This window comes from Streptomyces sp. ICBB 8177 (assembly GCF_003144095.1).
Classification (GTDB): domain Bacteria; phylum Actinomycetota; class Actinomycetes; order Streptomycetales; family Streptomycetaceae; genus Streptantibioticus_D.
The window spans coordinates 2,306,271-2,332,701 of the sequence record NZ_NSKH01000018.1 but is presented as its reverse complement, the minus strand read 5'-3'; the positions used below and the strand labels follow the sequence as shown (position 1 = coordinate 2,332,701).

At 73.5% G+C, this 26,431-nt stretch carries 18 protein-coding genes; 8 read left to right on the top strand and 10 right to left on the bottom strand.

Going from position 1 to position 26,431, the window contains the following annotated elements; genetic code table 11:
• Nucleotides 1-15 precede the first annotated feature (15 nt).
• Nucleotides 16-939, top strand: coding sequence for an ArsR family transcriptional regulator (locus CK485_RS18975; RefSeq protein ID WP_109453259.1), 924 nt, complete (start codon nucleotides 16-18; stop codon nucleotides 937-939).
• Between the two features lie 378 nt (nucleotides 940-1,317).
• A complete protein-coding gene (locus tag CK485_RS18970) occupies nucleotides 1,318-2,727 on the top strand; it encodes a C40 family peptidase (protein WP_158288225.1) in 1,410 nt (469 codons plus the stop codon).
• A gap of 22 nt (nucleotides 2,728-2,749) precedes the next feature.
• Here the strand turns inward: CK485_RS18970 and CK485_RS18965 are convergent, their stop codons facing one another.
• The 5 genes from CK485_RS18965 to CK485_RS18945 form a co-directional block, all read right to left on the bottom strand.
• Nucleotides 2,750-3,982: a styrene monooxygenase/indole monooxygenase family protein gene (locus CK485_RS18965; protein ID WP_109452104.1), complete on the bottom strand. Its 1,233-nt coding sequence runs from the start codon at nucleotides 3,980-3,982 to the stop codon at nucleotides 2,750-2,752.
• A gap of 44 nt (nucleotides 3,983-4,026) precedes the next feature.
• Entirely contained in the window at nucleotides 4,027-4,632 is a 606-nt protein-coding gene (locus CK485_RS18960; RefSeq protein WP_241968488.1) for an ATP/GTP-binding protein, read from the bottom strand.
• A gap of 73 nt (nucleotides 4,633-4,705) precedes the next feature.
• Nucleotides 4,706-5,104 carry a DUF742 domain-containing protein gene (locus tag CK485_RS18955; RefSeq protein WP_109452101.1) on the bottom strand — a complete coding sequence of 133 codons (399 nt, stop codon included), beginning with the start codon at nucleotides 5,102-5,104 and terminating at the stop codon, nucleotides 4,706-4,708.
• Nucleotides 5,104-5,619, bottom strand: coding sequence for a roadblock/LC7 domain-containing protein (locus tag CK485_RS18950; protein WP_241968487.1), 516 nt, complete (start codon nucleotides 5,617-5,619; stop codon nucleotides 5,104-5,106). Before CK485_RS18950 ends, CK485_RS18955 begins: the two co-directional genes overlap by 1 nt.
• A 131-nt stretch (nucleotides 5,620-5,750) precedes the next feature.
• Nucleotides 5,751-8,564 carry a nitrate- and nitrite sensing domain-containing protein gene (locus tag CK485_RS18945; RefSeq protein WP_241968404.1) on the bottom strand — a complete coding sequence of 938 codons (2,814 nt, stop codon included), beginning with the start codon at nucleotides 8,562-8,564 and terminating at the stop codon, nucleotides 5,751-5,753.
• A 540-nt stretch (nucleotides 8,565-9,104) separates the two neighbouring features.
• Here CK485_RS18945 and CK485_RS18940 point away from each other — a divergent pair.
• Complete coding sequence (locus CK485_RS18940; protein WP_109452100.1) at nucleotides 9,105-9,950, top strand: protein phosphatase 2C domain-containing protein; 846 nt, start codon at nucleotides 9,105-9,107, stop codon at nucleotides 9,948-9,950.
• Between the two features lie 207 nt (nucleotides 9,951-10,157).
• On the opposite strand, the gene CK485_RS18935 is transcribed toward CK485_RS18940, so the two are convergent.
• Complete coding sequence (locus tag CK485_RS18935) at nucleotides 10,158-11,066, bottom strand: GH25 family lysozyme (RefSeq protein ID WP_109452099.1); 909 nt, start codon at nucleotides 11,064-11,066, stop codon at nucleotides 10,158-10,160.
• A gap of 420 nt (nucleotides 11,067-11,486) precedes the next feature.
• On the opposite strand from CK485_RS18935, the gene CK485_RS18930 reads away from it, so the two are divergent.
• The gene (locus tag CK485_RS18930) at nucleotides 11,487-11,915 is read left to right on the top strand and encodes a MarR family transcriptional regulator (RefSeq protein WP_109452098.1); all 429 of its coding nucleotides are present in this window, start codon (nucleotides 11,487-11,489) and stop codon (nucleotides 11,913-11,915) included.
• Nucleotides 11,916-12,001: 86 nt separating this feature from the next.
• Here CK485_RS18930 and lon read toward each other — a convergent pair whose 3' ends face one another.
• Complete coding sequence (gene lon / locus CK485_RS18925; protein WP_109452097.1) at nucleotides 12,002-14,485, bottom strand: endopeptidase La; 2,484 nt, start codon at nucleotides 14,483-14,485, stop codon at nucleotides 12,002-12,004.
• A 139-nt stretch (nucleotides 14,486-14,624) separates the two neighbouring features.
• Here lon and CK485_RS18920 point away from each other — a divergent pair, with 139 nt between their 5' ends.
• The 4 genes from CK485_RS18920 (at nucleotide 14,625) to CK485_RS18905 (ending at nucleotide 21,433) form a co-directional block, all read left to right on the top strand.
• Nucleotides 14,625-15,338 (top strand): spermidine synthase, encoded by a 714-nt coding sequence (locus CK485_RS18920; protein WP_109452096.1) that lies wholly within the window; start codon nucleotides 14,625-14,627, stop codon nucleotides 15,336-15,338.
• Nucleotides 15,339-15,402: 64 nt separating this feature from the next.
• The gene (locus CK485_RS18915; RefSeq protein WP_109452095.1) at nucleotides 15,403-16,149 is read left to right on the top strand and encodes a response regulator transcription factor; all 747 of its coding nucleotides are present in this window, start codon (nucleotides 15,403-15,405) and stop codon (nucleotides 16,147-16,149) included.
• Nucleotides 16,150-16,173: 24 nt separating this feature from the next.
• Nucleotides 16,174-17,310, top strand: coding sequence for an ATP-binding protein (locus CK485_RS18910; protein ID WP_109452094.1), 1,137 nt, complete (start codon nucleotides 16,174-16,176; stop codon nucleotides 17,308-17,310).
• Nucleotides 17,311-17,581: 271 nt separating this feature from the next.
• Complete coding sequence (locus CK485_RS18905; RefSeq protein WP_109452092.1) at nucleotides 17,582-21,433, top strand: multifunctional oxoglutarate decarboxylase/oxoglutarate dehydrogenase thiamine pyrophosphate-binding subunit/dihydrolipoyllysine-residue succinyltransferase subunit; 3,852 nt, start codon at nucleotides 17,582-17,584, stop codon at nucleotides 21,431-21,433.
• Nucleotides 21,434-21,499: 66 nt separating this feature from the next.
• On the opposite strand, the gene fxsT is transcribed toward CK485_RS18905, so the two are convergent.
• The 3 genes from fxsT to CK485_RS18890 all read right to left on the bottom strand — a co-directional run bounded on the left by fxsT (nucleotide 21,500) and on the right by CK485_RS18890 (nucleotide 26,306).
• On the bottom strand, nucleotides 21,500-24,487 hold the full coding sequence (fxsT, locus tag CK485_RS18900) for an FxSxx-COOH system tetratricopeptide repeat protein (RefSeq protein WP_109452090.1): 2,988 nt from the start codon (nucleotides 24,485-24,487) through the stop codon (nucleotides 21,500-21,502).
• Between the two features lie 126 nt (nucleotides 24,488-24,613).
• Entirely contained in the window at nucleotides 24,614-25,828 is a 1,215-nt protein-coding gene (locus CK485_RS18895) for an FxsB family cyclophane-forming radical SAM/SPASM peptide maturase (RefSeq protein ID WP_199239390.1), read from the bottom strand.
• A 226-nt stretch (nucleotides 25,829-26,054) separates the two neighbouring features.
• On the bottom strand, nucleotides 26,055-26,306 hold the full coding sequence (locus CK485_RS18890) for a hypothetical protein (protein WP_109452080.1): 252 nt from the start codon (nucleotides 26,304-26,306) through the stop codon (nucleotides 26,055-26,057).
• Between the last annotated feature and the right edge of the window lie 125 nt (nucleotides 26,307-26,431).

The window sequence follows — 26,431 nt, the reverse complement described above, 5'->3', positions numbered from 1 at the left end:
TTCGCCGTCTCACCGATGTGGCAGGTCGGGAGCAGCGTGCGGATGCTGGCCTGCGGTGCCGCGGATCCCGTGCACCGGCGTTGGCTGGAGCAGGTTCGGCCACGGGTCGCGGCTGCCGGCCTGGACGAGGGGTGGCTCGCCGACCTGATCCCGGCCACCGGCTACGTCCCGGACTTCCTCAACCCGGCGCCCGCCGGTCCGGCGCCCACGCTGGCGGAGGAGCTGGCCGCGATCGTGGCCACTCCCGCCCGCCGTGTCCGCCAGGACCTCGACCACCTCGGACACCACCAGGGCCGCGCCGGAGCCCGGCTGCGGTCCCTGTACGCCGATCCGCGCAGCCGTCTGGCGCGGATCGCGAAGGAGATCGAGACCTACTGGCAGCTGGCGCTCGCTCCCTACTGGGCCCGGATCCGCACGGTGCTGGAGGCTGACGTCCTGCACCGTGCCCGGCAGGTCTCGCAGTACGGAGTCGGCCACCTCCTGAACGAGTTGCATCCTCAGGTCAGCTGGGGCGACGACGTACTGCGCCTGCTCCGCTCGCCGCGATCCCTGTCCCGGGAGACGGCGGGCGCCGGGCTGCTCCTGGCTCCTGCGGCCTTCAAGGGGCCAGGCCTGTCCACGCGGATCGCTCCCCCCGACCCGCCGCAACTCGCCTACCGGGCTCGCGGCACCGGCACGCTGTGGGAACGCCGCGCCGTCACCAGCACCGCTGCCGTCGTCGCCGTGCTCGGGCGAAGACGGACCCTCCTGCTCACCGAACTGGAGGCCCCGGCCACGACCACGGAGCTGGCTCAACGCACCGGGTTCTCCAAGGCCGGGGTCTCCCAGAACCTCACGGCCCTGCGCAACGCCGGCCTGGTCACCGCCCACCGGGCCGGCCGCTCGGTCCTGTACGCACGCACGTCCGTCGCGGAATCCCTCCTCGCCGCCGGGCGATGACCTGTGCGACGGTCAGGGGGACGGGCTCGCGGTGGCCACGCAGGCCGTTCACGTGCGCACGGCCCGCGGCGGCGGCCCTCCTGGGAACCGGTCGGCCGGCCGCGTACTCGCCGGAAACGTTGACAGTCATATGCCGGGGCGATTGGCTGCGTCCTGCGTGGGCGCGCCGCCGGTCACGCCTTCCCGCTCCGGCCGTCCGCCGGCACCGGCGCGCGCCCTCCGCCCAGCCCCTCTGCGCGACCCACCGCCCTCCGGGTGAAGCGCGGTCGCTGATTCCCCCATCGAGCCCTGTCGAAAATATGACGAATCATGACAGGATGCGGCTGCGGGCATGATCAGCGAAGACCACGCGGAGCAAGCGGAGGTGAGGGGATGTCAGTGGCACGCCGATCCCGGAGGTGGACGCGCGCCGCGCTGCTCTGCGCCGGCCTCGTCACGGCCACCGCGCTGACGCTGCCCGCCGCCGCGCTCGCCGACCCGGGACCGCCGAGTGCCCCCGACGACCCGTCACAGTCCGCGTCCGCGGACACCAGGTCGGCCACCGCCCCGGGCACGACGGACCCGGACGCCACGACTCCTGACGCCACGGACCCCGGCGCCACTGATCCTGACGCCACGACTCCCGACGCCACGGACCCCGGCGCGGCCGATCCCGGCGCCGCGGCCCCGGACGGCTCCGCGGCCACCGACCCCGGCGCCACCGACCCGGCCGCCGCGGGAGACGCCGCCGTTGGCGCCGACAGCGGCGCGGCCGACCCGGATCTCGCGAGCGCCTCCACGCCCGAACTCCTCTCCCGGCTCCAGTCGCTGTACCAGAAGGCCGAGCAGGCCACCGAGACGTACAACGGCACCAAGGAGAAGCTCGACCAGCAGCAGACGCAGTACGCCGCGCTGAGCAAGCGGCTGGCCGACACGCGCAGCGCCGTCCAGGCGGCCCGCGACGCGGCGGGGGCGCTGGCCCGCATGCAGTACCAGAGCGGCGGCGTCTCCCCGTACGTCGCCCTGCTGCTCAGCCGCGATCCGTCCGAGGCGCTCAACCAGAGCCACATCCTCGGCCGCGCGGCGGACAGCGAGGTGGCGCTGATGCGGCGGCTGCGCAGCGGCGAGCAGGCCCTGAGCACCACCACCGACCAGGCCAGGAGCGCGCTGGACGCGGTCCGCAAGCTCGCCGCCCAGCAGCAGCAGGACCGGGACGAGGCCAAGAGCAGCCTGTCGGACGTGGAGCGGACCGTCGCGGCGGTCGGCGGCACCCGGATGACGCAGGTCGACTCGCTGGAGCAGCGGGACGCCGACCAGGCGCAGCAGGCCCTGCTGACCTCGGGCAAGCTCGGCAGCCTCACCCGCACGCCCACCGGGCCCGGTGCCCGCGCGATCTCCTACGCGTTCGCCCAGCTGGGCAAGCCGTACGCGTGGGGCGCGCAGGGGCCGAACGCGTTCGACTGCTCGGGCCTGACCTCGCAGGCCTGGCAGCACGCCGGGCGGGCGATCCCGCGCACCAGCCAGGAGCAGTGGGCCCGGCTGCCCCGGGTCCCGCTGAACCAGCTGCGCCCCGGCGACCTGGTCGTCTACTTCCCGCACGCCACCCACGTCGCGCTCTACATCGGCCACGGCCTGGTGGTGCAGGCACCGCACCCCGGGGCCCGGGTCAGGGTCTCCCCGATCGCCGCGAACCCGATCCTGGGCGCGGTGCGGCCGGACCCCGCGACGCCGCCGGTGGCCTCCTACGCCCTGCCCGAACCGCCCGCCGTGCCCGCCCGGCCGGCGCCGCGCGGGCACGGCGCCGGCTGAGCGGCGGACGACCGGTGGGCGGTCAGCTCACGCCGGCCAGGTAGGCCTGGGCCAGCTCCGGGTCGAAGAACCAGTTCTCGAAGTCCGCGGGGTTGTCGAAGCCGTTGGCGAACCGGTCGGCGACCGGCTGGAGCTGCCCGGCGGCGCCGATGAGGTTCAGCACGTGCTCGGGCGGCGGGGCGAGCATCGCGTTGGTCCACTTGGTGACGTGCTGGGCGTAGTCCCAGTACCGCTCGAAGGTGGTGTGCATCCAGTCGCGGTCGAACGGCTTGTCGCCGTGCGCGAGGATGCTGTCGAGGTAGGAGGCGGCGCACTTGGCCGCGTTGTTCGAACCCTGGCCGGTGATCGGGTCGTTGGCCACGACGACGTCGGCGACGCCCAGGACCAGGCCGCCGGAGGGCAGTTCACCGATGGGGTTGCGCACGGTCGGGGCGTAGCGGCCGGCCAGCGTGCCGCCCGCGTCGGTCAGTTCGACTCCGCCGCGGGTGCGCTCGTACTCCCACGGGAGGAACCGTTCCATCAACTCCAGCGTCAGGCGCAGGTGTTCCCGCGGGTCCTTGACGCCCTCGAAGACGTCCAGCGGGCCGCCGGGGATGCCCTCCCAGAACAGGATGTCGGCCGGGCCCGAGGTGGTCAGGGTCGGCATGATGAACATCTCGCCGACGGTCGGCACCAGGTTGCAGCGCACCGCGTGGTAGTCGGGGTGCTCCGGGCGCGGCCCGAGCCCGTGCACGTAGGCGACGGCGAGCGCGCGCTGCGGGGTGTCGTACGGGGAGCGGGCGGCGTCGCGGCCGAACATCGACACCAGCTCGCCCTTGCCCGCGGCGACCAGCACCAGGTCGTAGCGGCGGGCGAAGTAGTCGAGGTCGGAGACGGCCGCGCCGTGGATGACCAACTGGCCGCCGCGCTCGGCGAAGGCCTCCATCCAGCCGGCCATCTTCACCCGCTGGTCGACGGACTGGGCGTAGCCGCGCAGCCGCCCGACCCAGTCGATGACGCGGGAGCCGTCGGGGCCCGCCACGGAGACGCCGAGTCCCTCGATGCGCGGGGTCTGGCTCTCCCACAGGTTCAGGCCCAGGTCGCGTTCGTGCTGGAGGGCGGTGGTGAACATGCACTGGGTGGACATCACCCGGCCGGTGCGGATCTCGTCCGCGGTGCGGTTGGTCATCAACGTGACCTCGTAGCCGTGGGACTGCAGGCCCAGGGCCAGTTGGAGCCCGGACTGGCCGGCTCCGACGATGAGTATCTTGCGCATGGGGTGTTCCTCGGACGATTGGGCTGGTGCGGTACGGCGCCGGTTTACTCCGGGAGCGTGCTCAACGCGTGTCCGCACAGCGTCAGTAGGGCCTCGACCACCGAGTACCGCTTGCGGGCGTCACAGACCAGCACGGGGATGTGCTCGGGCACCGACAGCGCCTCCCGCACGTCGTCCTCCCCGTGACCGGCCGTTCCCTCGAAGTGGTTGACGGCGACCATGAACGGCAGTCCGCAGCTCTCGAAGTAGTCGAGCGCCGGGAAGCAGTCCTCCAGTCGCCTGGTGTCGGCCAGGACGATACCCCCGATCGCGCCGCGCACCAGGTCGTCCCACATGAACCAGAAGCGCTGCTGACCGGGCGTGCCGAACAGGTAGAGCACCAGGTCCTGGTCGAGGGTGATGCGCCCGAAGTCCATGGCGACCGTGGTCGTCAGCTTGTCCGGGGTGGCCGCCAGGTCGTCGGTCTCCTCGCTGGCGCGGGTCATCAGCGCCTCGGTGGTCAGCGGGGTGATCTCCGAGACCGCGCCCACGAAGGTGGTCTTGCCGACGCCGAAGCCGCCCGCGATGACGATCTTGGCGGTGTTCGGGGCGCGGCTGGTGTCCTTCTGCCACTCCTGGATGTCCTCGTCGGTGTCGGGAAGCGGCGGCAGTCCCGTGGCGGCCGCCGCCCTGCCCTGCGCGACGGGCGCAGCCTTGTACCGCGCGGCGGGTGCCGCCGCCGTGTCAGAGCCTGCGAAGTCCACTGAGCACCCTTTCCAGCAGTGCGCGATCGGGTTGGACGGGTCCCTGCGGGGAGCCGTAGACGCGGATGCGGCCGGTGTCCGCGAGATCGCTGAGCAGGACGCGCACCACGCCGAGCGGGATGCGCAGCAGCGCCGAGATCTCGGCCACCGAGCGCATCCTGCGGCACAGTTCGACGATGGCCCGCAGCTCCGGCATCACTCCGGCGCCGATGCCGCCGGAGGTCAGCTCCGGCCGCCCCTCGGGCCCGTCGATGGTGGCGACGAAGGTCTCCACCAGCAGGACGTGGGCGAAGCGGGTACGGCCGCCGGTGAGCGCGTAGGGGCGCACCCGGGCGGGCTTGCGGTCCGTGCCGCGGATCGGCAGGCCGTGCGGTCCCATCAACGCCCGCTTCCCCTCAGGTCGTTGGGGTCGGCCTGGTCGTTGCCCGCGGTGCCGTACGCGCCGTGCGCGCCGGACGTGCCGTCGGTGCGGCCCGAACGGCTCAGCTCGCTGCGCAGTTCGGGCGTCAGGACGTGTCCGGCCCGGCCGACGAAGAGCGCCATGTGGTACGCGACCACGCTCATGTCACACTCCGGCGAGGCGTGCACGCCCAGCAGCGAGCCGTCGCTGATCGCCATGACGAACAGGCAGCCGTTGTCCATCGCGACGACCGTCTGCTTGACGGTGCCCGCCGACATCAGCCGGGCGGCGCCGTCGGTGAGCGAGGCGAGCCCCGACACCACGGTCGCCAGGTCCCCGCCGGCCTTGCCGGGGCCGGTGGCCCGCTCCCCGGGGGCGGCCGGGTCGTCGCCGTCCGCCTCGGACGAGCACAGCAGCAGGCCGTCGGAGGAGATCACGGCGACCGAGCGGACGCCTGGTACCTCCTCGACCAGGTTGCCCAGCAGCCAGCGCAGGTTGCGGGCGGCGGCGCTGTGCGCGGTGCCGCCGGGAGCGCCGCCGTGCCGGGGGCCGTCGTCCGGGCGGGGAGCCCGCCCGGTGCCCTTGTCGCGTACCGGGATCGGCGTGGCCTGCGTGTTCGACGTGTTCACCCGCGTGCCTCCTCGGAGGGTTCACTGTCGCTGCGGTCCCCCGTAGTACGTGGTCCGGGCACCGGCCCGGGCATCGGGCCGGGCAGCGGTAGCTCCACGGTCCCGGTCGCCTCCGCCTCGGCGTCGCGGCGTCCGTCGCGCAGGCCCTGGGCGAACCCGCCCAGCCTGCGGCGCAGCGCCTCGGCGTCGACCGGCCGCACCCGCTGCCGGGCGGGCGGCTCGCCGGTGAGTCCGCTGGCCCGGGGCACCCGCTTGGGCAGTCCGGTGGCGTACGCCCCCGCGTCCGCCGGGCCCGCGGCGCCCGGTCCCTGGGTGGGCGGCGCGTCGGCCACCGGCAGGCTGTCCACCGGTGGGACGTCCGGCCGGGGCGCGGCGTGCCGGCCGTGCCGGGGGCGGGTGGGCTCGCGCCCGGCGGGAGCGGCACCGCCGGGCGGCCGGGCGTGCTCGTCCAGCACGTGGGCGGCGGGCACTCCGGCGGCGGGCGTGCCCGAGGTGGTCGGCGGGCCGATGCGGTCACCGGCCGAGGGCGCGGGCGGCGCGGGCCGGGCGGCGGGCCCCGGCTGCGGCCGCGGGGCCGACGGGCGCGGTGCCTGCGGTGCCGGTGCCTGCGCCTGGGCCGGGATCGTCGCGTGGCCCGGTGCCGTTGACGCGGCCGGGGCCGGGTCCTCGGTGCCGACCGCCGGGGTGACGTCCGGCATGATCAGGTCGGGCACCGGCGCGTCGGGATCGGCGGAACCGACCACCAGCGAGCGCGGGACGACCACGACGGCCGCCACCCCGCCCTGCTTCTGCTCGCGCAACTGCACCCGCACGCCGTGCCGGGCGGCCAGCCGCGCCACCACGTACAGCCCGAGGCCCGCCGGCGCGTCGGGCTCGTCCGGGTCGGGGTCGGCCAGCAACCGGTTCAGCTCGCCCAGCCGGTCGGGCGGCACGCCTATGCCCTGGTCCTCCACCGAGAGCATGATCTCGCCGTTCTCCAGCAGCCAGCCGGAGACCTGGACGTCGGCCTGCGGCGGCGAGAACGCGGTGGCGTTCTCCATGAGTTCGGCGACCAGGTGGCTGACGTCGTCGGCCGCGAAGCCGACCAGCTGGGTGCGCGGCAGGAAGGGGATGCGCACCCGCTCGTAGCGCTCGATCTCCGAGACGCCCGCCCGGACCACGTCGATGAGCGGCACCGGCTTGGCCATCGCGCCACTGGTGTTCTCTGCCCCGGCCAGCACGAGCAGGCTCTCGCCGTTGCGCCGCATGCGGGTGGCGAGGTGGTCGAGCTTGAAGAGTGTCTCCAGCTCGTCCGGGTCCTGTTCGCGGTTCTCCAGGCCCTCGATCAGGGCGAGTTGGCGCTCCACCAGGGCGAGGGTGCGCAGGCTGAGGTTGACGAAGGTGGCGTGCGCGGCGCCGTGGTTGCGGCGCGCCGCGGCCAGCAGTTCGTCGCGTTCGGCGAGCAGTTCGGCGTGCTGGGCGGCGAGCGCGGCGTGCTCGCGGCGCATCTCCTCGCGTTCCGCGGCGGTCTGGGCCCGTACGCCGATCAGCCGGTCGCGTTCCCTGGTCTGCTCGGCGGACTGCTCACGCAGCAACGCGGCGTCCTGCGCGAGCCGTTCGACGTCGCGGGCGACGTCCGCGAACTCGTCGCGGCTGCCGAGCGGCGCCGGGCCGGCGGGGGCCGAGGCGTAGCGGCGCAGCCGGGCGAGCGGCCGTACCACCGAGCGCGAGGACTGCACGCCCGCGGCCACCACCAGCAGGCCGCACAACGCGACGAGGGCGACGCGCAGTTCGAGCGCGGTCATGTCGTCGGCGTGCAGCGAGGTGAGCCGGGTGGTGTCGGCGGCGGCCAGCGAGGACTGCACGGCCCGCATCCGGTCGATGCGGGCCGCCAGGGCGGCGTCGACGTCGGAGGTCTTCAGCCGGTTGTCGGCGGCCGACAGGTAGGGCGCGTCGGTGAGCTGCCGCAGGTAGTCCTCGGCGGTGGTCACGTCGGTGCCGGTGACGGTCTGGGTGTACTGGGTGCGCGCGTTCGGCGAGGCGGTCGCGGCGAACTGCGCGTACGCGGCCTGCTCGGCGACCCGCGCCTGCTGCGCCTCGGCCACCAGCGCGGAGGAGGCGCCCCCCGCGGTGAGCGCGGCGACCAGCAGGCCGTGCTCGGCGGAGGCCTGCTGCACGACGGTGCCGAGCGCGGGCTCGGCGCTGGTGTCGGGGTCGGCGGCGCGGGACGGCAGGGCGCGGGCGAGCGCGCCGCCGACCGCGTCCAGCGCGGAGATGACCGGGGTGTAGGCGTCGAAGGCGTCGCGCGCGGAGCCGGTGCCGGACAGGCCGCTGCGGCGCACGCTCGGCAGCGTGGCCAGCTCCTGGCGCACGGTCGCGGTGGTCCGCGCCAGGTCGGCCGAGCCCCCGGTGTCCAGGGCGGCGGCGGCCTGTTCGACCTCCTGGGCCTGGCGGTCCACCCCGGCCCGCTCGTCCTCGCTGACCCCGTGGCCGGAGGCGGTGGTGCGCCCGGCGGCGACGTAGGCGGCCATGTCGTCGCGCTCGTCGGCGAGGGCGTGCGAGAGGGCCATGGCGGAGGTGTTCAACCGGGTGAGGCTCAGCAGCCGTTGCGACTGCGTGAGGTCACTCGCGGCGGCGGCCAGCCCCGGGGCGGACGCGGCGAGGACGGCGACGAGCGAGACCAGCAGCGCCGCGATCAGCCGGGTCCGCACCCGGCGGCGCGAACGCCCCCTGCGGGACGTGCCGGTGGGTCCGCCCTGGGCCGCCGTCCCCTCCGCCGCGCCGGGCACGGGGGCCGGCCCGGGGTGTTCCGCGACGCCCGGCCCGTTCATGGCCGGCGGCGCCTGCGTGCGCGCCGAACCGCGCCCTCTCCGCGTTGTCCGCACCGGTTCTCGCAATCCGTCTCGTCCGTCGGTACAGCCGTTCCGTGCAGCCGAAATGACGACACCTCAAGTTGGGCACCGCGCCGGGCAGGACACGATGTCACCCGGCACTTCCCCCCGGTGCGTAAGTGGTTACGCGTATGTTGCCGCGCACGGGTCGTGGTGCGCGCGTGTCTCGCGGCTGTCCCGCACGCCCGCTTCTGGTCTCACCCCGGCATGGTTCCGACCATCGCAGCCCCGCGGGAGGGGGTGGCAGCCATCCCCAGCGCGATACCCGAAGGAGTGAACAACAACCGGAAGTTGACCTTCAACTCGGCGCGGTCGCGCACACTTCCGCCGTCTCGCGGGCGGTTTGGCGAAGCGGCCGGGCTCCTGGAAGGATGCCCCACCCGAATCCGGATCCCGGGCATCACACACCGGATCTCCACGAACCGGCCACGGATCGGCAGGGATCAGGTGTTCGAACGAAGGCTCGGGCAGACTGGCCCCATGCGCATCGAGGCCGCCACAGAACCCGGGTCCACCGGCCGCCCCAACGAGGACTTCGTGTCGTTCGCGCTGCCCGCCTCCGGACTGGGCGGCGTCATGGTGGTGCTGGACGGCGTGACCCCGCACCCGGACGGCACGGGGTGCGCGCACGGGGTGCCCTGGTACGTGGCCGGGCTGGGCGGCGCCCTGCTCGAACTGTCCGCTTCGGCACGGAACATGACCCTGCGTGAGTGCCTGGCGGCGGCGATCGAACGCACCGCGCGACGACACGCCGAAAGGTGTGACCTTTCTCATAAGTACACGCCGCAGGCAACCGTTGTGGCCGCCCGATGGGACGGCGAGACCGTGGAGCACCTGGTGCTGTCGGACTCGGTGCTGCTGGTCGAGGACGTCACCGGGCAGGTCACGGCGGTCGTGGACGACCGGCTCGACCGCTTGCCCGAGCCGGTGGGCACGCTGCGCGAGGCGGTACGGGCGCTGCCGCGCGGCTCGGCGGAGCGGGCCGCCGCGGCGGCGGAGTGGGGCCGGGCGGTCGAGGCGCTGCGCAACGCCGAGGGCGGCTTCTTCACGGCGGCGGCGGACCCGGCCGTCGCGGAGCGCGCCGTCACCGGCACCGTGCCGCGCGCGTCGGTGCGGGCGCTGGCCGGCCTCACCGACGGCGCCACCCGCCTGGTGGACGTCTTCGCCCGCACCGACTGGCCCGGCGCGATGTCCGTGCTGCGCAAGGCGGGCCCCCGCGAACTGATCGAGCGGGTGCGGCGGGAGGAGGCGGCCGACCCCGACGGCACCCGCTTCCCGCGCGGCAAGCGCTCGGACGACGCGACGGCGGGACTGGTCGAGCTGTGAGGAGCCGGGCGGGAACCGGTACCTGCGCGAGGGGCGCGGGGAACCGCGCGCTCGGTCACCGCCGTCCAGTACTCGGAGAACAACCGTGGCCCCACGGCGAGTAGCCCGCCTACCAGCCGCAGCGGCGGCCGAAGACCGAAAGCGGGGGCGCCCGCCGCACCCCGGACGGAAGGGTGCGGGCGGGCGCCCCCGCGTGCGCGAGGCGGGTCAGCCGTCGGCCAGCGCCTGGAGGCGGTCGTAGGCGCCGTTGAAGTAGTCCTGGTCGCCGGGGAAGGTCCCGGAGTCGGCGTACTGCCAGAAGGTGTAGTAGCCCCACCCGGCGGGCAGCGTGCCCGGGCTGGAGGAGTAACGGGCGATGAACAGCGGGTCGTTGCCGGCGAACGCGGAGCTGTTGCCCGTGCAGGTGGTCCACCAGTCGGTGGTCGTGTAGATCGTCGCCCACCGCGAGGTCCTGGCGTGCACCTCGTTGACGAACGCCGAGATCCAGCTGACCATGCCGCTCTGGCTCAGCCCGTAGCACTCGGCGCCGTACGGGTTGTACTCGATGTCCAGCATCGGCGGCAGCGTCTTGCCGTCGCCGGACCAGCCGCCGCCGTGGCTGACGAAGTAGTCGGCCTGCGCGGCGCCGCCGGAGGTGTCGGGCGTCGCGAAGTGGTAGGCGCCGCGGATCATCCCGACGTCGTAGGAGCCGTCGTACTGCTGGGTGAAGTCCGGGTTGGTGTACGTGGTGGACTCGGTGGCCTTGACGTAGGCGAACCGGCCGCCGTTGTTCCAGGCGGTCGTCCAGTTCACGCTGCCCTGGTAGGCGCTGACGTCCATGCCGGAGGTCAGCGTGGCGTCCGGGGTGACCGTGCCGCCGTGCGCGCCGCCGCCCTCGTGCGAGGGGATCGTCGAGCCGGCCCAGTCGAGCTGCGGGTGGGTGACGTGGTCGTGGCTCGTGGTGACCGAGGCCGGCGAGGAGCCGGAGTCGTTCGTGGCGGCCGACGCGGCGGCCGGGAGAGCGAGCAGCAGGGCGAACAGGGAGAGCAGCGCGCCGGTGACCGTGGTGACGCGCCGGGGGCTCGGGCGTCTGCGGCGGGGGTGTGGCTGCCGGGGGCTGCGTCCGGCGTGGTTCATGAGTGCCTCCAAGGGCAAGGGGGGTCGTGCCTTGGTGTGGCCATGACATTTCGGAAGGTACGCGCGTAGAACGCGGGGGTGGAAGGGGATCCGGGCACTGCCGATGGTCTAATCCTGCGAAATACTGGGAGAGCTGCGGCAACGGCGGGCGCTGGAAGAAAATTTCAGCCGCGGGAAGCGGGAGAGGGCACTGACGTGCGGAAGGCCGGAGACGAGCAGGACGGGCGGGGCGCACGGCGAAGTGGTGTGGACCACGAGGCTCCCGCCGAGCCCGGAGGGCGGGCCCCCGCCGGGCACGAGGGGGACACGGTGTCCGGGTGTGATGGGGGCGCGCCTGCCGGGGCGGAGGAGGACGCGCCCGCGGGGCGGCCGGCGGACGGACGCCGCGAGGCGGAGGAAGGCGCCCCCTCCGGGCGGGAGATGGAGGCGCTGGAGCGCGAACTGACCATGCTCTTCCGCAGGGCGCGCGCCTCCTCGGGCGAGATGGCCCGCGCGGTCCACCCCGAACTGGAGGCCGCCGCCTACGGGTTGCTGGTGCGGCTGGAGGAGGTCGGCGCGGAACGGGCGACGGACCTGGCGGCGTACTTCCGGGTCGGCAAGGCGACGATGAGCCGCCAGTTGCGCGCCCTGGAGGAACTCGGCCTGATCAGTCGCGAGCCCGACCCGGCGGACGGCAGGGCGTTCCTGGTCCGGCTGACGCCCGAGGGGCTGGCCCGCTTCACCGCGGTCCGCGACGCCCGCCGCGAGCGCTACCGCAGCAGGCTCAGCCGCTGGGACCGCACCGACGTGACGGACCTGGCCCGCCTGCTGGCCCGGCTCAACGAGTGGGTGGCGGAGGAAGAGGGGTAGCTTCCGGAATCCGCTGGAGGCCAGGGCGTCCGCCGCACCCTTCGTCCGGGGTGCGGCGGGCGCCCTTCGCCTGACGCGGTGTGCCGTCAGGCGGCGGCCACCGTCGGGCGATCGTGTTCGCGGGCCGGCTCCAGGGCCAGGCGCAGCACCTCGCGCACGTCGGAGACGGCGTGCACCTCCAGCGTCTGGAGCACCTCGGCCGGGACGTCGTCCAGGTCCGGCTCGTTGCGCTTGGGGATGATCACCGTGGTGACCCCGGCCCGGTGCGCCGCCAGCAGCTTCTGCTTGACGCCGCCGATGGGCAGCACCCGGCCGGTCAGGGACACCTCACCGGTCATCGCCACGTCGTCGCGCACCCGGCGCCCCGACAGCAGCGACGCCAGCGCCGTGGTCATCGTGATGCCCGCGCTCGGGCCGTCCTTGGGCACCGCGCCCGCGGGGACGTGCAGATGGACCCCGCGGTCCTTCAGGTCGCCGACCGGCAGCTCCAGTTCGGCCCCGCGCGAGCGCAGGAAGGACAGCGCGATCCGCGCCGACTCCTTCATCACGTCGCCCAGCTGCCCGGTCAGCGTCAGGCCGGTGCCGCCGGTCTCCGGGTCGGCGAGCGACGCCTCGACGAACAGCACGTCGCCGCCCGCGCCGGTCACCGCAAGGCCGGTCGCGACCCCGGGCACGGCGGTGCGCCGCTCCTTCGGGTCCTGCGCCGACTCGGGAACGTGGTGCGGCCTGCCGATCAGGTCGCGCAGGTCGTCCGGGCCGACGGTGACCGGGAGTTGGGCCTCGCCCAGCTCGTGGCGTGCCGCGATCTTGCGCAGGGTGCGGGCGATCGCGCGCTCCAGGTTCCGTACGCCCGCCTCGCGGGTGTACTCGCCGGCGAGCCTGCGCAGGCTCTCGTCGTCCACCGCGACCTCGTCCGCGCCCAGGCCGGCGCGCTCCAGCTGGCGCGGCAGCAGGTGGTCGCGGGCGATGGCGACCTTCTCGTCCTCGGTGTAGCCGTCGAGCTGGACCAGCTCCATGCGGTCGAGCAGCGGCTGCGGGATGGTCTCCAGCACGTTGGCGGTCGCGAGGAACACCACGTCGGACAGGTCGAGTTCGACCTCCAGGTAGTGGTCGCGGAAGGTGTGGTTCTGCGCGGGGTCGAGGACTTCGAGCAGGGCCGCGGCCGGGTCGCCGCGGTAGTCGGAGCCCACCTTGTCGATCTCGTCCAGCAGGACCACCGGGTTCATCGACCCGGCCTCCTTGATCGCGCGCACGATGCGGCCGGGCAGCGCGCCCACGTAGGTCCTGCGGTGGCCGCGGATCTCCGCCTCGTCGCGCACCCCGCCGAGGGCGACGCGCACGAACCGCCGGCCCATCGCGCGGGCCACCGACTCGCCCAGCGAGGTCTTGCCGACCCCGGGCGGGCCCACGAGGGCGAGGACCGCCCCGGCCCGACGGCCCTGGACGGCGCCCAGGCCCTTGTCGGCGCGGCGCTTGCGGACGGCCAGGTACTCGACGATGCGCTCCTTGACGTCGTCGAGCCCGGCGTGGTCGGCGTCCAGCACGGCGCGGGCGCCCGCGATGTCGTAGGCGTCCTCGGTCGTGGTGTTCCACGGCAGTTCCAGGACGGTGTCCAGCCAGGTGCGGATCCAGCTGCCCTCGGGGGAGGCGTCGGAGGACCGCTCCAGCTTGTCGACCTCCTTCAAGGCGGCCTCGCGGACCTTCTCGGGCAGGTCGGCGGCCTCGACGCGGGCGCGGTAGTCCTCGGACTCGTTGCCCGGGTCGCCGTTCAGCTCGGCCAGTTCCTTGCGGACGGCCTCCATCTGCTGGCGGAGCAGGAACTCGCGCTGCTGCTTGTCCATGCCCTCCTGGACGTCCTTGCGGATCGACTCGGCGACGTCCTGCTCGGCGAGGTGGTCGCGCAGCCAGCCGATGGCCAGCCGCAGCCGGGCGACCGGGTCGACGGTCTCCAGCAGCCGGACCCGCTGCTCACCGGTGAGGAACGGGGAATAGCCGGAGTTGTCGGCGAGCTGCGAGACGTCGTCGATGGCCTGGACGCGGTCCACGACCTGCCAGGCGCCGCGCTTGCGCAGCCAGGCGGTGGCCAGCGCCTTGTACTCCTTGACGAGTTCGGCGACGGCGCCGGGCGCCTCGGTGGGCTCCGGCTCCGTCAGCTCGGTGCCCTCCACCCACAGGGCCGCGCCGGGGCCGGTGGTGCCGGCGCCGATGCGGACGCGGCCCAGGCCGCGGATGACCGCGCCGGGGTCGCCGTCCGCGAGGCGGCCGACCTGCTCGACGGCGCCGAGGGTGCCCACGGCCGCGTACTGGCCGTCGACCCGGGGCACCAGCAGCACCCTGGGCTTGCGCGCGGACGGGCCGGAGCCGGAGCGGATGCCGGGAACACGCGACGCCTCGGCGCGGTTGCTCTCGGCGGCCTGCGCGGCCTCGACCGCGGCGCGCACCTCGCCGTCGGTCAGGTCGAGCGGCACGACCATGCCGGGCAGCACGACCGCGTCGTCGAGCGGCAGTACGGGAAGGGTCAGCACCTCGCCCGCGACCGGGCCGCCGGTTCCCTGCGCATCTGAAGCCATGATCTCTCCCTAGGCAATGAAGTTGAGCTGTATGGACTCAATGCTTCTGATGCCCAGGGTGTTCCCCGGGAGGTGTTCGCTGTGAGCGATCAGCCGGTGGCGGCCGGTTCTGCGGGGGCGCGGGACTAGCCTGAGGCGCATGCGTGACGTGATCGATGCGGGGCCCGAGATCGTCGAGCGGCGGGAGGGGACGTACGGCGAGGTGGTGCTGCGCAGGCACGGCGAGCACTTCGAGATCATCGCCAACGGCTGCTTCCTGATGGACACCCGCGACGGACGCTCCGAGCGCCTGCTGGTCCGCGCCGCACTCGGCGCGCTGACAGGGGACGGCGGCCGTTCGATGCCGTCCGGCGGCGGTCCGTCCGTACTGATCGGCGGCCTCGGGGTCGGCTTCTCGCTGGCCGAGGCCGCGGCCGAGCCGTGCTGGGGCCGGATCACCGTCGTGGAGCGCGAGCGGGCCGTCGTCGACTGGCACCGGGCCGGGCACCTCGCGCCGTTCTCCGCCGGGGCGCTGGAGGACCCCCGGGTCACCGTCGTGGAACGCGACCTGCTCGACCACCTGCGCGACGCGGACGGCGCCTACGACGCCCTGTGCCTGGACATCGACAACGGGCCGGACTGGACGGTCACCGCCTCCAACGACTCCCTGTACTCCCCGGGCGGCCTCGCCGGGTGCCTGCGGGCGCTGTCGCCGGGCGGCGTGCTGGCGGTCTGGTCGGCCCGGCCCTCGGCACGGTTCGAGGACGCGTTGCGCGGCGCGGGATTCGCGCAGGTCCAGACCATCCCTGTACCGGTTGCCCGGGGTGTCCCGGATGCGGTGCATCTGGCCCGGCGCCCGCCAGGGCCGACGTAGCCGCAGGCCGCGCCCGCCCTTTACGCTGCATGCCAAGCAGCGCGACCACGTAGGGGCGGGCCCGATGGACAACACACAGACGACTACCGCGAACGCCGGAGCCGGCACCCCACCGCCGGCCACCCAGCGGCGTGTCCTCGTCGTCGAGGACGACCCGACGATCGCCGACGCGATCGCGGCCCGCCTGCGCGCCGAGGGCTTCTCGGTGCACACCGCGGGCGACGGACCGGCCGCCGTGGACACCGCCCACGCCTGGCAGCCCGACCTGCTGGTGCTCGACATCATGCTGCCCGGCTACGACGGCCTGGAGGTCTGCCGCCGGGTGCAGGCGCTGCGGCCGGTGCCGGTGCTGATGCTGACCGCGCGGGACGACGAGACCGACATGCTGGTCGGGCTCGGCGTCGGCGCGGACGACTACATGACCAAGCCGTTCTCCATGCGGGAGCTGGCGGCCCGGGTGCACGTGCTGCTCAGACGGGTGGAGAGGGCCACGGTCGCGGCCCGCAGCCCGCGCGGCGGCACCCTCCAGCTGGGCGACCTGTCCATCGACCACGCCCAGCGGCGGGTGCGGGTGCGCGGCGACGACGTGCACCTGACGCCGACCGAGTTCGACCTGCTGGCCTGCCTGGCGCAGACCCCGCGCGCCGTGCTCTCCCGCGAGCAGCTGCTGGCCGAGGTGTGGGACTGGGCCGACGCCTCCGGCACCCGTACCGTCGACAGCCACATCAAGGCCCTGCGCCGCAAGATCGGCGCCGAGCGCATCCGCACCGTGCACGGTGTGGGGTACGCGCTGGAGACCCCCGCCCCGTAAGGGCGGCGAAAGGCGGTGCGCCGGATGGCGCGCACTTCCCGCGACGACTCGCGTGACGACGAGGACCGGCCGGGGCTGTGGAGGCGGACCTGGGAAGGGCTGCGTCCCATCGACCCGTTCCGGTCGATCAAGGCGGCGCTCGGGCTGCTGGTGATCAGCTCGGTCTTCCTGACCACGCTGCTGGTGCTGGTGGCCATCCGGTCGCAGACCGAGCTGCGGGTCATCACCATCTTCTCGATCATCACCTCGATGCTGCTGATGCAGTTCGTCTCCACCGGGCTGACCTCGCCGCTGCGCGAGATGACGGCGGTGGCCCGGGCGATGGCGCAGGGCGACTACAGCCGCCGGGTGCGCACCGGACGCCGTGACGAGCTGGGCGAGCTGGCCGTCACCTTCAACAGCATGGCCGCCGACCTGGAGAGCGCCGACCGCCACCGCAAGGAGCTGGTCGCCAACGTCTCGCACGAGCTGCGCACCCCCATCTCGGGCCTGCGCGCCCTGCTGGAGAACGTGGTGGACGGCGTCAGCGAGGCGGACCCGGAGACGATGCGCACCGCGCTGAAGCAGACCGAGCGGCTCGGCCGCCTCGTCGCCGATCTGCTGGACCTGTCGCGCCTCGACAGCGGTGTGGTGCCGCTCGACGCCCGCAGCTTCGAGGTCTGGCCGTTCCTGTCGGGGGTGCTGAAGGCGGCGAGCATCAAGCCGGGCGTGGCGATGGGCTCGCCGTCCCACTCGCGCTCACGCGGCGACGTCCACCTGCACCTTGACGTCCACCCGCTGGACCTGACCGCCTACGCGGACGCCGAGCGGCTGCACCAGGTGGTCTCCAACCTGGTCGACAACGCGGTCAAGCACAGCCCGCCCAGCGGCCGGGTGACGGTGAAGGCGCGCAGGGGCGCCGGTCCGCAGAGCCTGGAGCTGGAGGTGCTGGACGAGGGCCCGGGCATCCCGCAGGCGCACTGGTCGAAGGTCTTCGAGCGCTTCAGCCGCGGCAGCGTCAAGGCCCCGCACGGCTCGGGCAGCGACGGCGGCACCGGCCTCGGCCTGGCCATCGCGCGCTGGGCGGTCGAGCTGCACGGTGGCCGGATCCGTGTGGCCGAATCCACCCGGGGCTGCCGCATCCACCTCACTCTTCCGGGAAAGAGCACGTCAGTCAGTTGACGTAAGCTCTCGAAAGGTCTTCGAACGGGAGATTCGACCGGAAACCGGGATCCGGCAGGCAGAGGCCGCGTCCACGCCTGGGTGACCGCCGCGGCGGCGCGCAGGCGCCCAAAAGGATGCCGATTTCCCGCCAAAGACCGCCGCCAAACCCGCCCGAGAGTGTGACGTACGCGACGACGGCCCCTCGTAACCTGCGCCGACCCTCCCGGTAGGCGTAGCCTTTATTTCCGCTGTCCACCACCTTGTGAAGCGGAAGAGGGCGGTTGCCGCCGTGTCGTCACAGTCCCCCAACACCTCGAGTGTCTCGACCGACCCCGACGGACAGGGCGCGAGCCCCGTCGCCGGTTTCGGAGCGAACGAGTGGCTCGTCGATGAGATCTACCAGCAGTACCTCCAGGATCCGAACTCGGTAGACCGGGCCTGGTGGGACTTCTTCGCCGACTACAAGCCGGGGGCTGACAACAGCGCCGCGACCGCCGCGCAGCCCGCGCAGGCGGCTGCCGCCCCGGCCGCCGTGCCGAAGGCCCCGGTGTCCGCGACCGCCCCGGCTCCGTCTGCCCCCGCACAGCAGACGGCGCAGCGGCCCGCGGCCCCCGCCGCGGCCGCCCCGGCCAAGCCCGCCGCGGCGCAGACCGCTCCCGCGCAGCCGGCCCCGGCCAAGCCCGCCGCCGTGCCGGCTCCCGCGCCCGCCGCCGCCAAGCCCGCGGCGCCCGCGAAGCCCGCCGCCGAGCGGCCCACCGGTGAGGCGGAGTCCGGCCCGGAGTACGTGACGCTGCGCGGCCCGGCCGCCGCGGTCGCCAAGAACATGAACGCCAGCCTTGAGCTGCCGACCGCGACCAGCGTCCGGGCGATCCCGGTCAAGCTGCTGTTCGACAACCGCATCGTCATCAACAACCACCTCAAGCGCGCCCGGGGCGGGAAGGTCTCCTTCACCCACCTCATCGGCTACGCGATGGTGCAGGCGCTCAAGACGATGCCGTCGATGAACTACTCCTTCACGGAGAAGGACGGCAAGCCCACCCTGGTCAAGCCCGACCACGTCAACCTCGGTCTCGCCATCGACCTGGTCAAGCCGAACGGCGACCGCCAGCTGGTCGTCGCGGCGATCAAGAAGGCCGAGACGCTGAACTTCTTCGAGTTCTGGCAGGCCTACGAGGACATCGTGCGCCGCGCCCGCGTCGGCAAGCTGACGATGGACGACTTCACCGGCGTCACCGCGTCGCTGACCAACCCCGGCGGCATCGGCACCGTCCACTCCGTGCCGCGGCTGATGCCGGGCCAGGGCCTGATCATCGGCGTCGGCTCGATGGACTACCCGGCGGAGTTCCAGGGCACCTCCCAGGACACCCTGAACAAGCTGGGCGTCTCCAAGGTGATGACGCTCACCAGCACCTACGACCACCGGGTCATCCAGGGCGCCGCCTCCGGCGAGTTCCTGCGCATCATGCACCAGCTGCTGCTGGGCGAGGGCGACTTCTACGACCACGTCTTCGAGTCGCTGCGCATCCCCTACGAGCCGGTGCGCTGGCGCCAGGACATCGACGCCGGCCACGACGACGACGTCACCAAGGCCGCCCGGGTCTTCGAGCTGATCCACTCCTACCGGGTCCGCGGCCACGTCATGGCCGACACCGACCCGCTGGAGTACCGCCAGCGCAAGCACCCCGACCTGGACGTCACCGAGCACGGCCTGACCCTGTGGGACCTGGAGCGCGAGTTCGCCGTCGGCGGCTTCGCGGGCAAGTCCCTGATGAAGCTGCGCGACATCCTCGGCGTGCTGCGCGACTCGTACTGCCGCACCGTCGGCATCGAGTACATGCACATCCAGGACCCCAAGCAGCGCAAGTGGATCCAGGACCGCGTCGAGCGCCCGCACACCAAGCCGGAGCGCGACGAGCAGCTGCGCATCCTGCGCCGCCTGAACGCCGCCGAGGCGTTCGAGACGTTCCTGCAGACCAAGTACGTCGGCCAGAAGCGCTTCTCGCTCGAGGGCGGCGAGTCCGTCATCCCGCTGCTGGACGCGGTCATCGACTCCGCGGCCGAGTCGCGGCTGGACGAGGTCGTCATCGGCATGGCGCACCGCGGCCGCCTCAACGTGCTGGCCAACATCGTCGGCAAGTCGTACGCGCAGATCTTCCGCGAGTTCGAGGGCAACCTCGACCCGAAGTCGATGCACGGCTCCGGCGACGTGAAGTACCACCTGGGCGCCTCCGGCACCTTCACCGGCCTGGACGGCGAGCAGATCAAGGTCTCGCTGGCCGCCAACCCCTCGCACCTGGAGACCGTCGACCCGGTCGTCGAGGGCATCGCACGGGCCAAGCAGGACATCATCGGCAAGGCGGGCACGGACTTCACCGTGCTGCCGGTCCAGCTGCACGGCGACGCGGCCTTCGCGGGCCAGGGCGTGGTGGCCGAGACCCTCAACATGTCGCAGCTGCGCGGCTACCGCACCGGCGGCACCGTGCACATCGTCATCAACAACCAGGTCGGCTTCACCGCCGCCCCGGCGGCCTCCCGCTCGTCGATGTACTGCACCGACGTGGCCCGCATGATCGAGGCGCCGATCTTCCACGTCAACGGCGACGACCCGGAGGCCGTGGTCCGCGTCGCGCGGCTGGCGTTCGAGTTCCGCCAGGCGTTCAACAAGGACGTCGTGATCGACCTGGTCTGCTACCGGCGCCGGGGCCACAACGAGGCCGACAACCCCTCGTTCACCCAGCCGCTGATGTACGACCTGATCGACAAGAAGCGCTCGGTGCGCAAGCTCTACACCGAGTCGCTGATCGGCCGCGGCGACATCACCCTGGAGGAGGCCGAGCAGGCCCTTCAGGACTACCAGGGCCAGCTGGAGAAGGTCTTCACCGAGGTACGCGAGGCCACCCAGGCCACCCCGGCCGAGGCGCCCGACCCGCAGACGCTGCCGGACTTCCCGGTCCACGTGGACACCGCGATCTCCCAGGAGGTCGTCAAGCGGATCGCCGAGTCGCAGGTCAACCTGCCCGAGCGGGTCACCGTCCACCCCCGGCTGCTGCCGCAGCTGCAGCGCCGCGCCGCCTCCGTCGAGGACGGCACGATCGACTGGGCGACCGGCGAGATGCTGGCGTTCGGCTCGCTGCTGATGGAGGGCACCCCGGTGCGCCTGGCGGGCCAGGACTCCCGCCGCGGCACCTTCGGCCAGCGGCACGCGGTGCTGGTCGACCGGGTCACCGGCGAGGACTACACCCCGCTGCTGTACCTGTCGGAGGACCAGGCCCGGTTCAACGTCTACGACTCGCTGCTGAGCGAGTACGCGGCGATGGGCTTCGAGTACGGCTACTCGCTGGCCCGGCCCGAGGCGCTGGTGCTGTGGGAGGCGCAGTTCGGCGACTTCGTCAACGGCGCGCAGAGCGTCGTCGACGAGTACGTCTCGGCGTCCGAGCAGAAGTGGGGCCAGACCTCCGGTGTCACGCTGCTGCTGCCGCACGGCTACGAAGGCCAGGGCCCGGACCACTCCTCGGCCCGCCCGGAGCGCTTCCTGACACTGTGCGCGCAGAACAACATGACGATCGCCATGCCGACGCTGCCGTCGAACTACTTCCACCTGCTGCGCTGGCAGGTGCACAACCCGCACCACAAGCCGCTGATCGTCTTCACCCCGAAGTCGATGCTGCGGCTGAAGGCGGCGACCTCGAAGGTGGAGGAGTTCACCTCCGGCGGCTTCCGCCCGGTCATCGGCGACGACACGGTCAACGCGGGCGACGTGCGCAAGGTGGTGTTCTGCTCCGGCAAGGTCTACTACGACCTGAAGGCGGAGCGGGAGGCCCGCAAGGCGGACGACGTGGCGCTGATCCGCATCGAGCGGCTCTACCCGCTGCCCGGCGCGGAGATCCAGGCCGCGCTGGCGCCGTTCACCAAGGCGCAGAAGTTCGTGTGGGCCCAGGAGGAGCCGGCGAACCAGGGTGCGTGGCCGTTCATCGCGCTCAACCTGATCGACCACCTCGACCTGGTGCTCGGCGCGGCGCCGGACAACGCGGACCGGCTGCGCCGGGTCTCGCGTCCGTCCTCCTCCTCGCCTGCGGTGGGCTCGGCCAAGCGCCACCAGCAGGAGCAGCAGCAGCTGGTGCGTGAGGTCTTCGAGATCTGACGGGCAGTCGGTGAGGGAGGGGCGGGGCCGACGGCCCCGCCCCTCCCTCGTCGTTCCTTCGTCGTCCTAGCCGGGCTGCGGTTCGAAGTCCCAGTACGGGCGCTTCCTGCGGCGCACCGACAGGGTGTGCGGGTGCTGCGGGCCGAGGGTCTCGCCGAGTTGCTGGAGGGTCTCGGTCTCCACCTTGGACGCCTCCTGGGTGCGCCGCATCGCGCGCAGGTCGTCGGCGAGCGCTGCCCGGCAGGACAGGGTGAGCGGGTGGGCGTCGCCCAGCGAGGTCTTGGCCAGCGCCACGGTCTCCCGGCTCAGCTGGAGGGCGCCCTCCTCGTCCCCGGCGAGGCTGCGGGCGCCGGAGGCGTTGAGCGCGCAGCCCAGCGTCCACGGGTGGGCGGGGCCGACGGCCTCGGTCATGCCGTGCAGCGCGCGCTCCGCGACGGCCAGCGCCTCGTCCCGTTCGCCGTACGCGCGCAGCACCAGGCCGACGTTGCCCTCGGTGCCGACGGTGAACGGGTGGGTGGGGCCGGTCAGTTCGCGGTAGCGCTCGGCGACCGTGGTGGCCAGCTCCCTGGCCCGGTCGAGGTCGCCGTGCTGCCGGATGAACGTCGCGTAGTCGGCCTGCACGAGCAGGGTGTCCGGGTGCCGGGGCCCCTGCCGCTGCACGCAGCGGTCGACCACGCCGGACATCAGGGCGTGCGCCTGCGCGACGTCCCCGCCCCGGCGCAGGCACAGGGCGAGGTTGTGCTCGGCGAACAGCGACTGCGGGGTGTAGCGGTCCATGACCTGCCGCAGCACGCGGACGTTGAGTTCCTGGCGCGAGGTGGCCTCGGTGTAGCGGCCGAGCAGCCGCAGCGTCCAGGCGTAGCGCTGCGCGGACAGCAGGGTGCGGTGGTGGCGCGGGCGCAGCGCCCGCTCGCGCACCAGCAGGATCTCCCGGTGCGCGGCGAGCGATTCCTCGTAACGGCCCAGCAGCGCCAGGACGTTGGCGAGGTTGCTGCGGTCCTGCATGGTGCGCATCGACTCCGGGCCGAGGATCTCGGTCCAGGCGCGGACCGAGTCGGCGAAGATGTCGTGCGCCTCCTGGTAGGCGCCGAGGGCGACCAGCGTGCCGCCCAGGCCGTTCTTGGCGCGCAGCAGGTCGGGGTCGTCGGGCGGGCGCTCGGCGGACAGCTGCTCGACGACGGCCCGGCCCATCGCCTGCGCCTCCTGGTAACGCCCGGCGCGGCGCAGCATGTTGGCGTGCTGGTGGACCAGGACCAGCAGGTCGGGATCGTCCGGGGCGAGCCGGGGGCGCCAGCGGGCCACCGCCTGCTCGCACAGGCGCAGGCCGGTGCGGGCCTCGCCGCGCACCCGCAGGTACTCCACGCAGTTGAGGACCAGTTCGCGGCTGCCGGGCTCGGCGCCGGACAGCACGCCCGCGGTCTCCAGGTGCGGCAGCAGTTCGGCGTAGCGGGCCCAGGAGCGGGTGTCGGTGGGGTTGCGGGGGTCGGCGTCGGCGAGCACCCGGGCGGCGACCGAGGCCAGCGCCTCGCGGCGGTCCTCGCTGAGGGTGGAGAGCAGGAAGCCGTGGTAGAGCCGGTGCATGGCGACCTGGTCGACGAACGGCTCGGACTCGTGCGCCTCCACGTAGTCCATCCGCACGGCCGTGGACTCCGAGAGCCTGCGCAGCGCGGTGTGCCAGCGGATGGGATCGGCGGCGAGTGCGGCGAGGTGCTCGGGCAGGCTGTCCGGGCGGGCCGACTCGATGAGCCGGACCGGGATGGCCTCCGGGGAGAACAGCCCGAGCAGGTGCAGCAGTTCGACGGTCTCGGGGTGCTTGTCCTGGAGGGTGTTGAGCGTTATCGACCAGGTGGTCTGGAATCCCATCGGGTAGTCCGACGAGATGCGGATGCCGATCTGGTTGGCCTCGCCGCGCCGGATCAGCTCGATGTAGTCCTTGGCGGGCATGGGGTTGGCGGCGAGCCAGGCCGCGGTCTGGTTGAGCAGCAGCGGCAGGTCCTGGACGGCCTCGGCGAGCTGGTCGGCCTCCCGCTCGGTGAGCCGCTGCGCGCGGCGCCTGGCGTACGCGACGCTCTCCGGACGGCGGAACGGCTCCACCTGGACCTCGGTGACGCTGCCGGCGGCGGCCCAGTCCTGGGTGAGGGTGGTGATGAGCACGTGGCCGTTGCCCTCGGGAACGAGGTCCTCGACCTGGCCGAGGTCGTCGGCGCTGTCCAGCACGATCAGCCAGCGGCGGTACGGGCGTCCGGTGCGCAGCGCCTCGTGCACGGCGCGGATGCGTTCACCCAGTTCCTGGCCCGCGGGCAGGTCGAGGCGCGGGGCGAGGTCGGCGAACTGCTCGCGGGCGGTGGCGCGGTAGCCGGCGTTGGCCCACCAGACGATGTCGTAGTCGTTGCCGAAGCGGTGCGCGTACTCGATGGCGATCTGGCTCTTGCCGACACCGGAGATGCCGCGCAGCGCGAGCCGGGCGCCTTCCCTGCCGCCTTCCTCGAAGCGCCGGTGGATCTCCTCCAGCACGGCGTCGCGGCCGGTGAAGCGCACGTTGCGGCGCGGCACGTTCCACACGGCGGGCGGGTCGTTGGGGAAGCGCGGGGCGGCGGCGCCGGCCGGTTCGCCGGCCTCGGTGGCCGGGTCGATGCCGAGCCTGCGCAGTATCCGGCGGCGCGCCTCGTGCTCGTCGAGGTCGCGCAGGTCGACCGGGCGCAGCGCGGCGGCGGTGGGCGGCAGCGCGCGGGTGGCGACGCTGACGGCGGCGAACCGCTCGGCCTCGGCGGGCACCACGTCGCCCAGGGCCTGGGTCCACTCGGTGTCGGTGCGCGGGCCGAGGGAGAAGTACCAGTCGTCCAGCACCAGCAGCACGCGTCCGGGGGCGGCGAGCAGGTCGCGCAGAGCGTCGGTCAGCGGCACGCTCAGCGGCGGGTCCCAGCGCAGCAACGAGGTCTGGTGGCCGAGGCGTTCGAGCTGGTGGGCGATCCAGGTCGCCCAGGGCCGGTTGTACCCGGCGTGGCTGATGGTGAAGTGGTCGGCTTCCTGCGCGTCCGGCGTCCGCTGAGCCATGGGACTCTCCCCTCACCTCGCCGGCCGCGGGCCCGGGGGCCGCTCGGGTTCCAACGGGGTTCCGACGGTTTTCACAGGTGGTCCTCGCACGATAGCCGAAGCGCCGGGCGATCGGCCGACGCCACGTCAGATGACCTGTCCGTGCGCGGAGTTCACCGTCGCGCGAGCGGTGCCGCGGGGCAGCGCGGACGCCAGGGCGGCGGCGATGTGCCGGATCAGCCGTTCGAGGTCGGCGCAGTACACGGACGGGTGGGTGAATCCGGAGCCCTCGCGGTAGCGGTGGGCGTAGTTGCCGCCGCCGCACACCCGCACCACCGGGCAGCCCCGGCAGACGGCGGCGAGCGCGGCCGCGCCGCGCTGGCGGGCGGCGATGCCGGGGTGCGCCAGCGCCTCGTCGAAGCTGTGGTGGTGGACGTCGAGCCCGGTGACGGTGGCGCGGTCGTAGGCGAGTTTGAGCGAGTCGATCTGGGCGATCGAGCCGTCGGTCTCCACGACCACGGCGACGGTGGGGGACAGACCCACCGACTCGGTGGCGCTCGGCACCCCCAGCAGCAGGCCGACGATCTCGGTGAACAGCCGCACCCGCGGATGCGGCGGCTCGTCGGCGCCGCGGTTCCACCACAGGTCGAAGACGGCGGCGAGCCAGTCGCCGTACGGGGTGGCCGAGCGCGGGCGGCCCTCGGGGCGCGGCGGCGGGCTGGACCAGTTGGCGTGCGGCAGCAGCAGGTCGAGCCGCGGCGGGCGCAGCGCGAGCAGTGAGCGGTAGACCTCGGCCGGGTCGGCGCTCACGTCGACCGCGCACAGCAGTCCCGCGTACGCCTCGGGGTGGTCGGCCAGCAGCCGGGCGGCGCGGGAGGCGGCGGGCCAGGAGGGGCGTCCGGCGTGGTCGACGCGGTTGCGGTTGAGGGCGGCGGTGCCGCCGTCCAGGCTGAGCCCGACGCCGATGCCCGCCCGCGTGAGCCGGTCCAGGCCGGAGCGGGTGAGCAGCGTGCCGTTGGTCTGCACGGCGGCGTGCACCACCCGGTCCCGGCCGACCGCCTCCCGTATCGCGGCGGTGTAGTCGAGCACCTCGCCGGGGCCGGCCATCAGGGGTTCGCCGCCGTGCAGGTCGATGCGCAGCTCCCGCAGGTCGTGGGCGCGGGCGTGTTCGGCGACGCGCTGCGCGGTGCGCGCCATGGTGGCCTCGCTGACCCGCGCCGGGCGGTCCCGCCAGCCGGTGTCGCGGCCGTGGTAGAGGCAGCAGTAGGTGCAGCTGAGGTTGCAGCGACCCCGCACCTTGAGCACGAACTGCCGGAAGGGCGCGCGGGGCGCGAAGGGAACGAGGGGCACGGTTGCGGGCACGGCGTCACCTCCTGTCCGGCGGGCGTCCCCCTGCGGGTGGTCCCATTCGGGGGCGGGCCCCTGCGGGTGGTCCCATGCCGGGCATCGCCGCGCGGCACGGCGGAAAAACGCTTCGTGACCACAACTGACCAGTTCAGCCTGATCGTTGACTCAAAGCCTACCGAATTCGGCCAGCGCTGGACCGGCTCCTGGCGGAACGCGGGGCCGCAGCCGTCAGCACGGTCGTTCAGTCCAACGCGCGCATGTCCGGAGCGTCCTCGTGGTACGCGGCGGCCTCACCCGGCCGTCGGCCGCGGGCCGCGAGCCCGGGCAGCACGGCGGCCAGCGCCGGATGGCTGACGCGCGGCAGCAGGTCGTCGAGGTCGACCCCGGTGAAGTCGGGGAGCGCCTCGCGACCGGGGGCGGGCACGAGCCCTGGGCCGGGTTCGGGAAGCGTCGCCCCGGCACCGCCCGGCGCGGCGCCGACCGCATGGTTCATCACGCCGTACTCCTCACTGCCCGTCGAGGCACTGCCCGCCGAGCCGACCGGACCGGGATACCCCCGTGGCGGCCGCCGGGAAACCTCGCACGCGGTGTCGCGCAGTCACAGTGTCCCCCGCCCCC

Coding starts and splice junctions, on each gene's coding strand:
- CK485_RS18975 (WP_109453259.1), top strand. CDS start 16: ATGTGGCAGGTCGGGAGCAGCGTGCGGATGCTGGCCTGCGGTGCCGCG.
- CK485_RS18965 (WP_109452104.1), bottom strand. CDS start 3,982: ATGCGCAAGATACTCATCGTCGGAGCCGGCCAGTCCGGGCTCCAACTG.
- CK485_RS18955 (WP_109452101.1), bottom strand. CDS start 5,104: ATGGGACCGCACGGCCTGCCGATCCGCGGCACGGACCGCAAGCCCGCC.
- CK485_RS18945 (WP_241968404.1), bottom strand. CDS start 8,564: ATGAACGGGCCGGGCGTCGCGGAACACCCCGGGCCGGCCCCCGTGCCC.
- CK485_RS18940 (WP_109452100.1), top strand. CDS start 9,105: ATGCGCATCGAGGCCGCCACAGAACCCGGGTCCACCGGCCGCCCCAAC.
- CK485_RS18935 (WP_109452099.1), bottom strand. CDS start 11,066: ATGAACCACGCCGGACGCAGCCCCCGGCAGCCACACCCCCGCCGCAGA.
- CK485_RS18930 (WP_109452098.1), top strand. CDS start 11,487: ATGGAGGCGCTGGAGCGCGAACTGACCATGCTCTTCCGCAGGGCGCGC.
- lon (WP_109452097.1), bottom strand. CDS start 14,485: ATGGCTTCAGATGCGCAGGGAACCGGCGGCCCGGTCGCGGGCGAGGTG.
- CK485_RS18920 (WP_109452096.1), top strand. CDS start 14,625: ATGCGTGACGTGATCGATGCGGGGCCCGAGATCGTCGAGCGGCGGGAG.
- CK485_RS18915 (WP_109452095.1), top strand. CDS start 15,403: ATGGACAACACACAGACGACTACCGCGAACGCCGGAGCCGGCACCCCA.
- CK485_RS18910 (WP_109452094.1), top strand. CDS start 16,174: ATGGCGCGCACTTCCCGCGACGACTCGCGTGACGACGAGGACCGGCCG.
- fxsT (WP_109452090.1), bottom strand. CDS start 24,487: ATGGCTCAGCGGACGCCGGACGCGCAGGAAGCCGACCACTTCACCATC.
- CK485_RS18890 (WP_109452080.1), bottom strand. CDS start 26,306: ATGAACCATGCGGTCGGCGCCGCGCCGGGCGGTGCCGGGGCGACGCTT.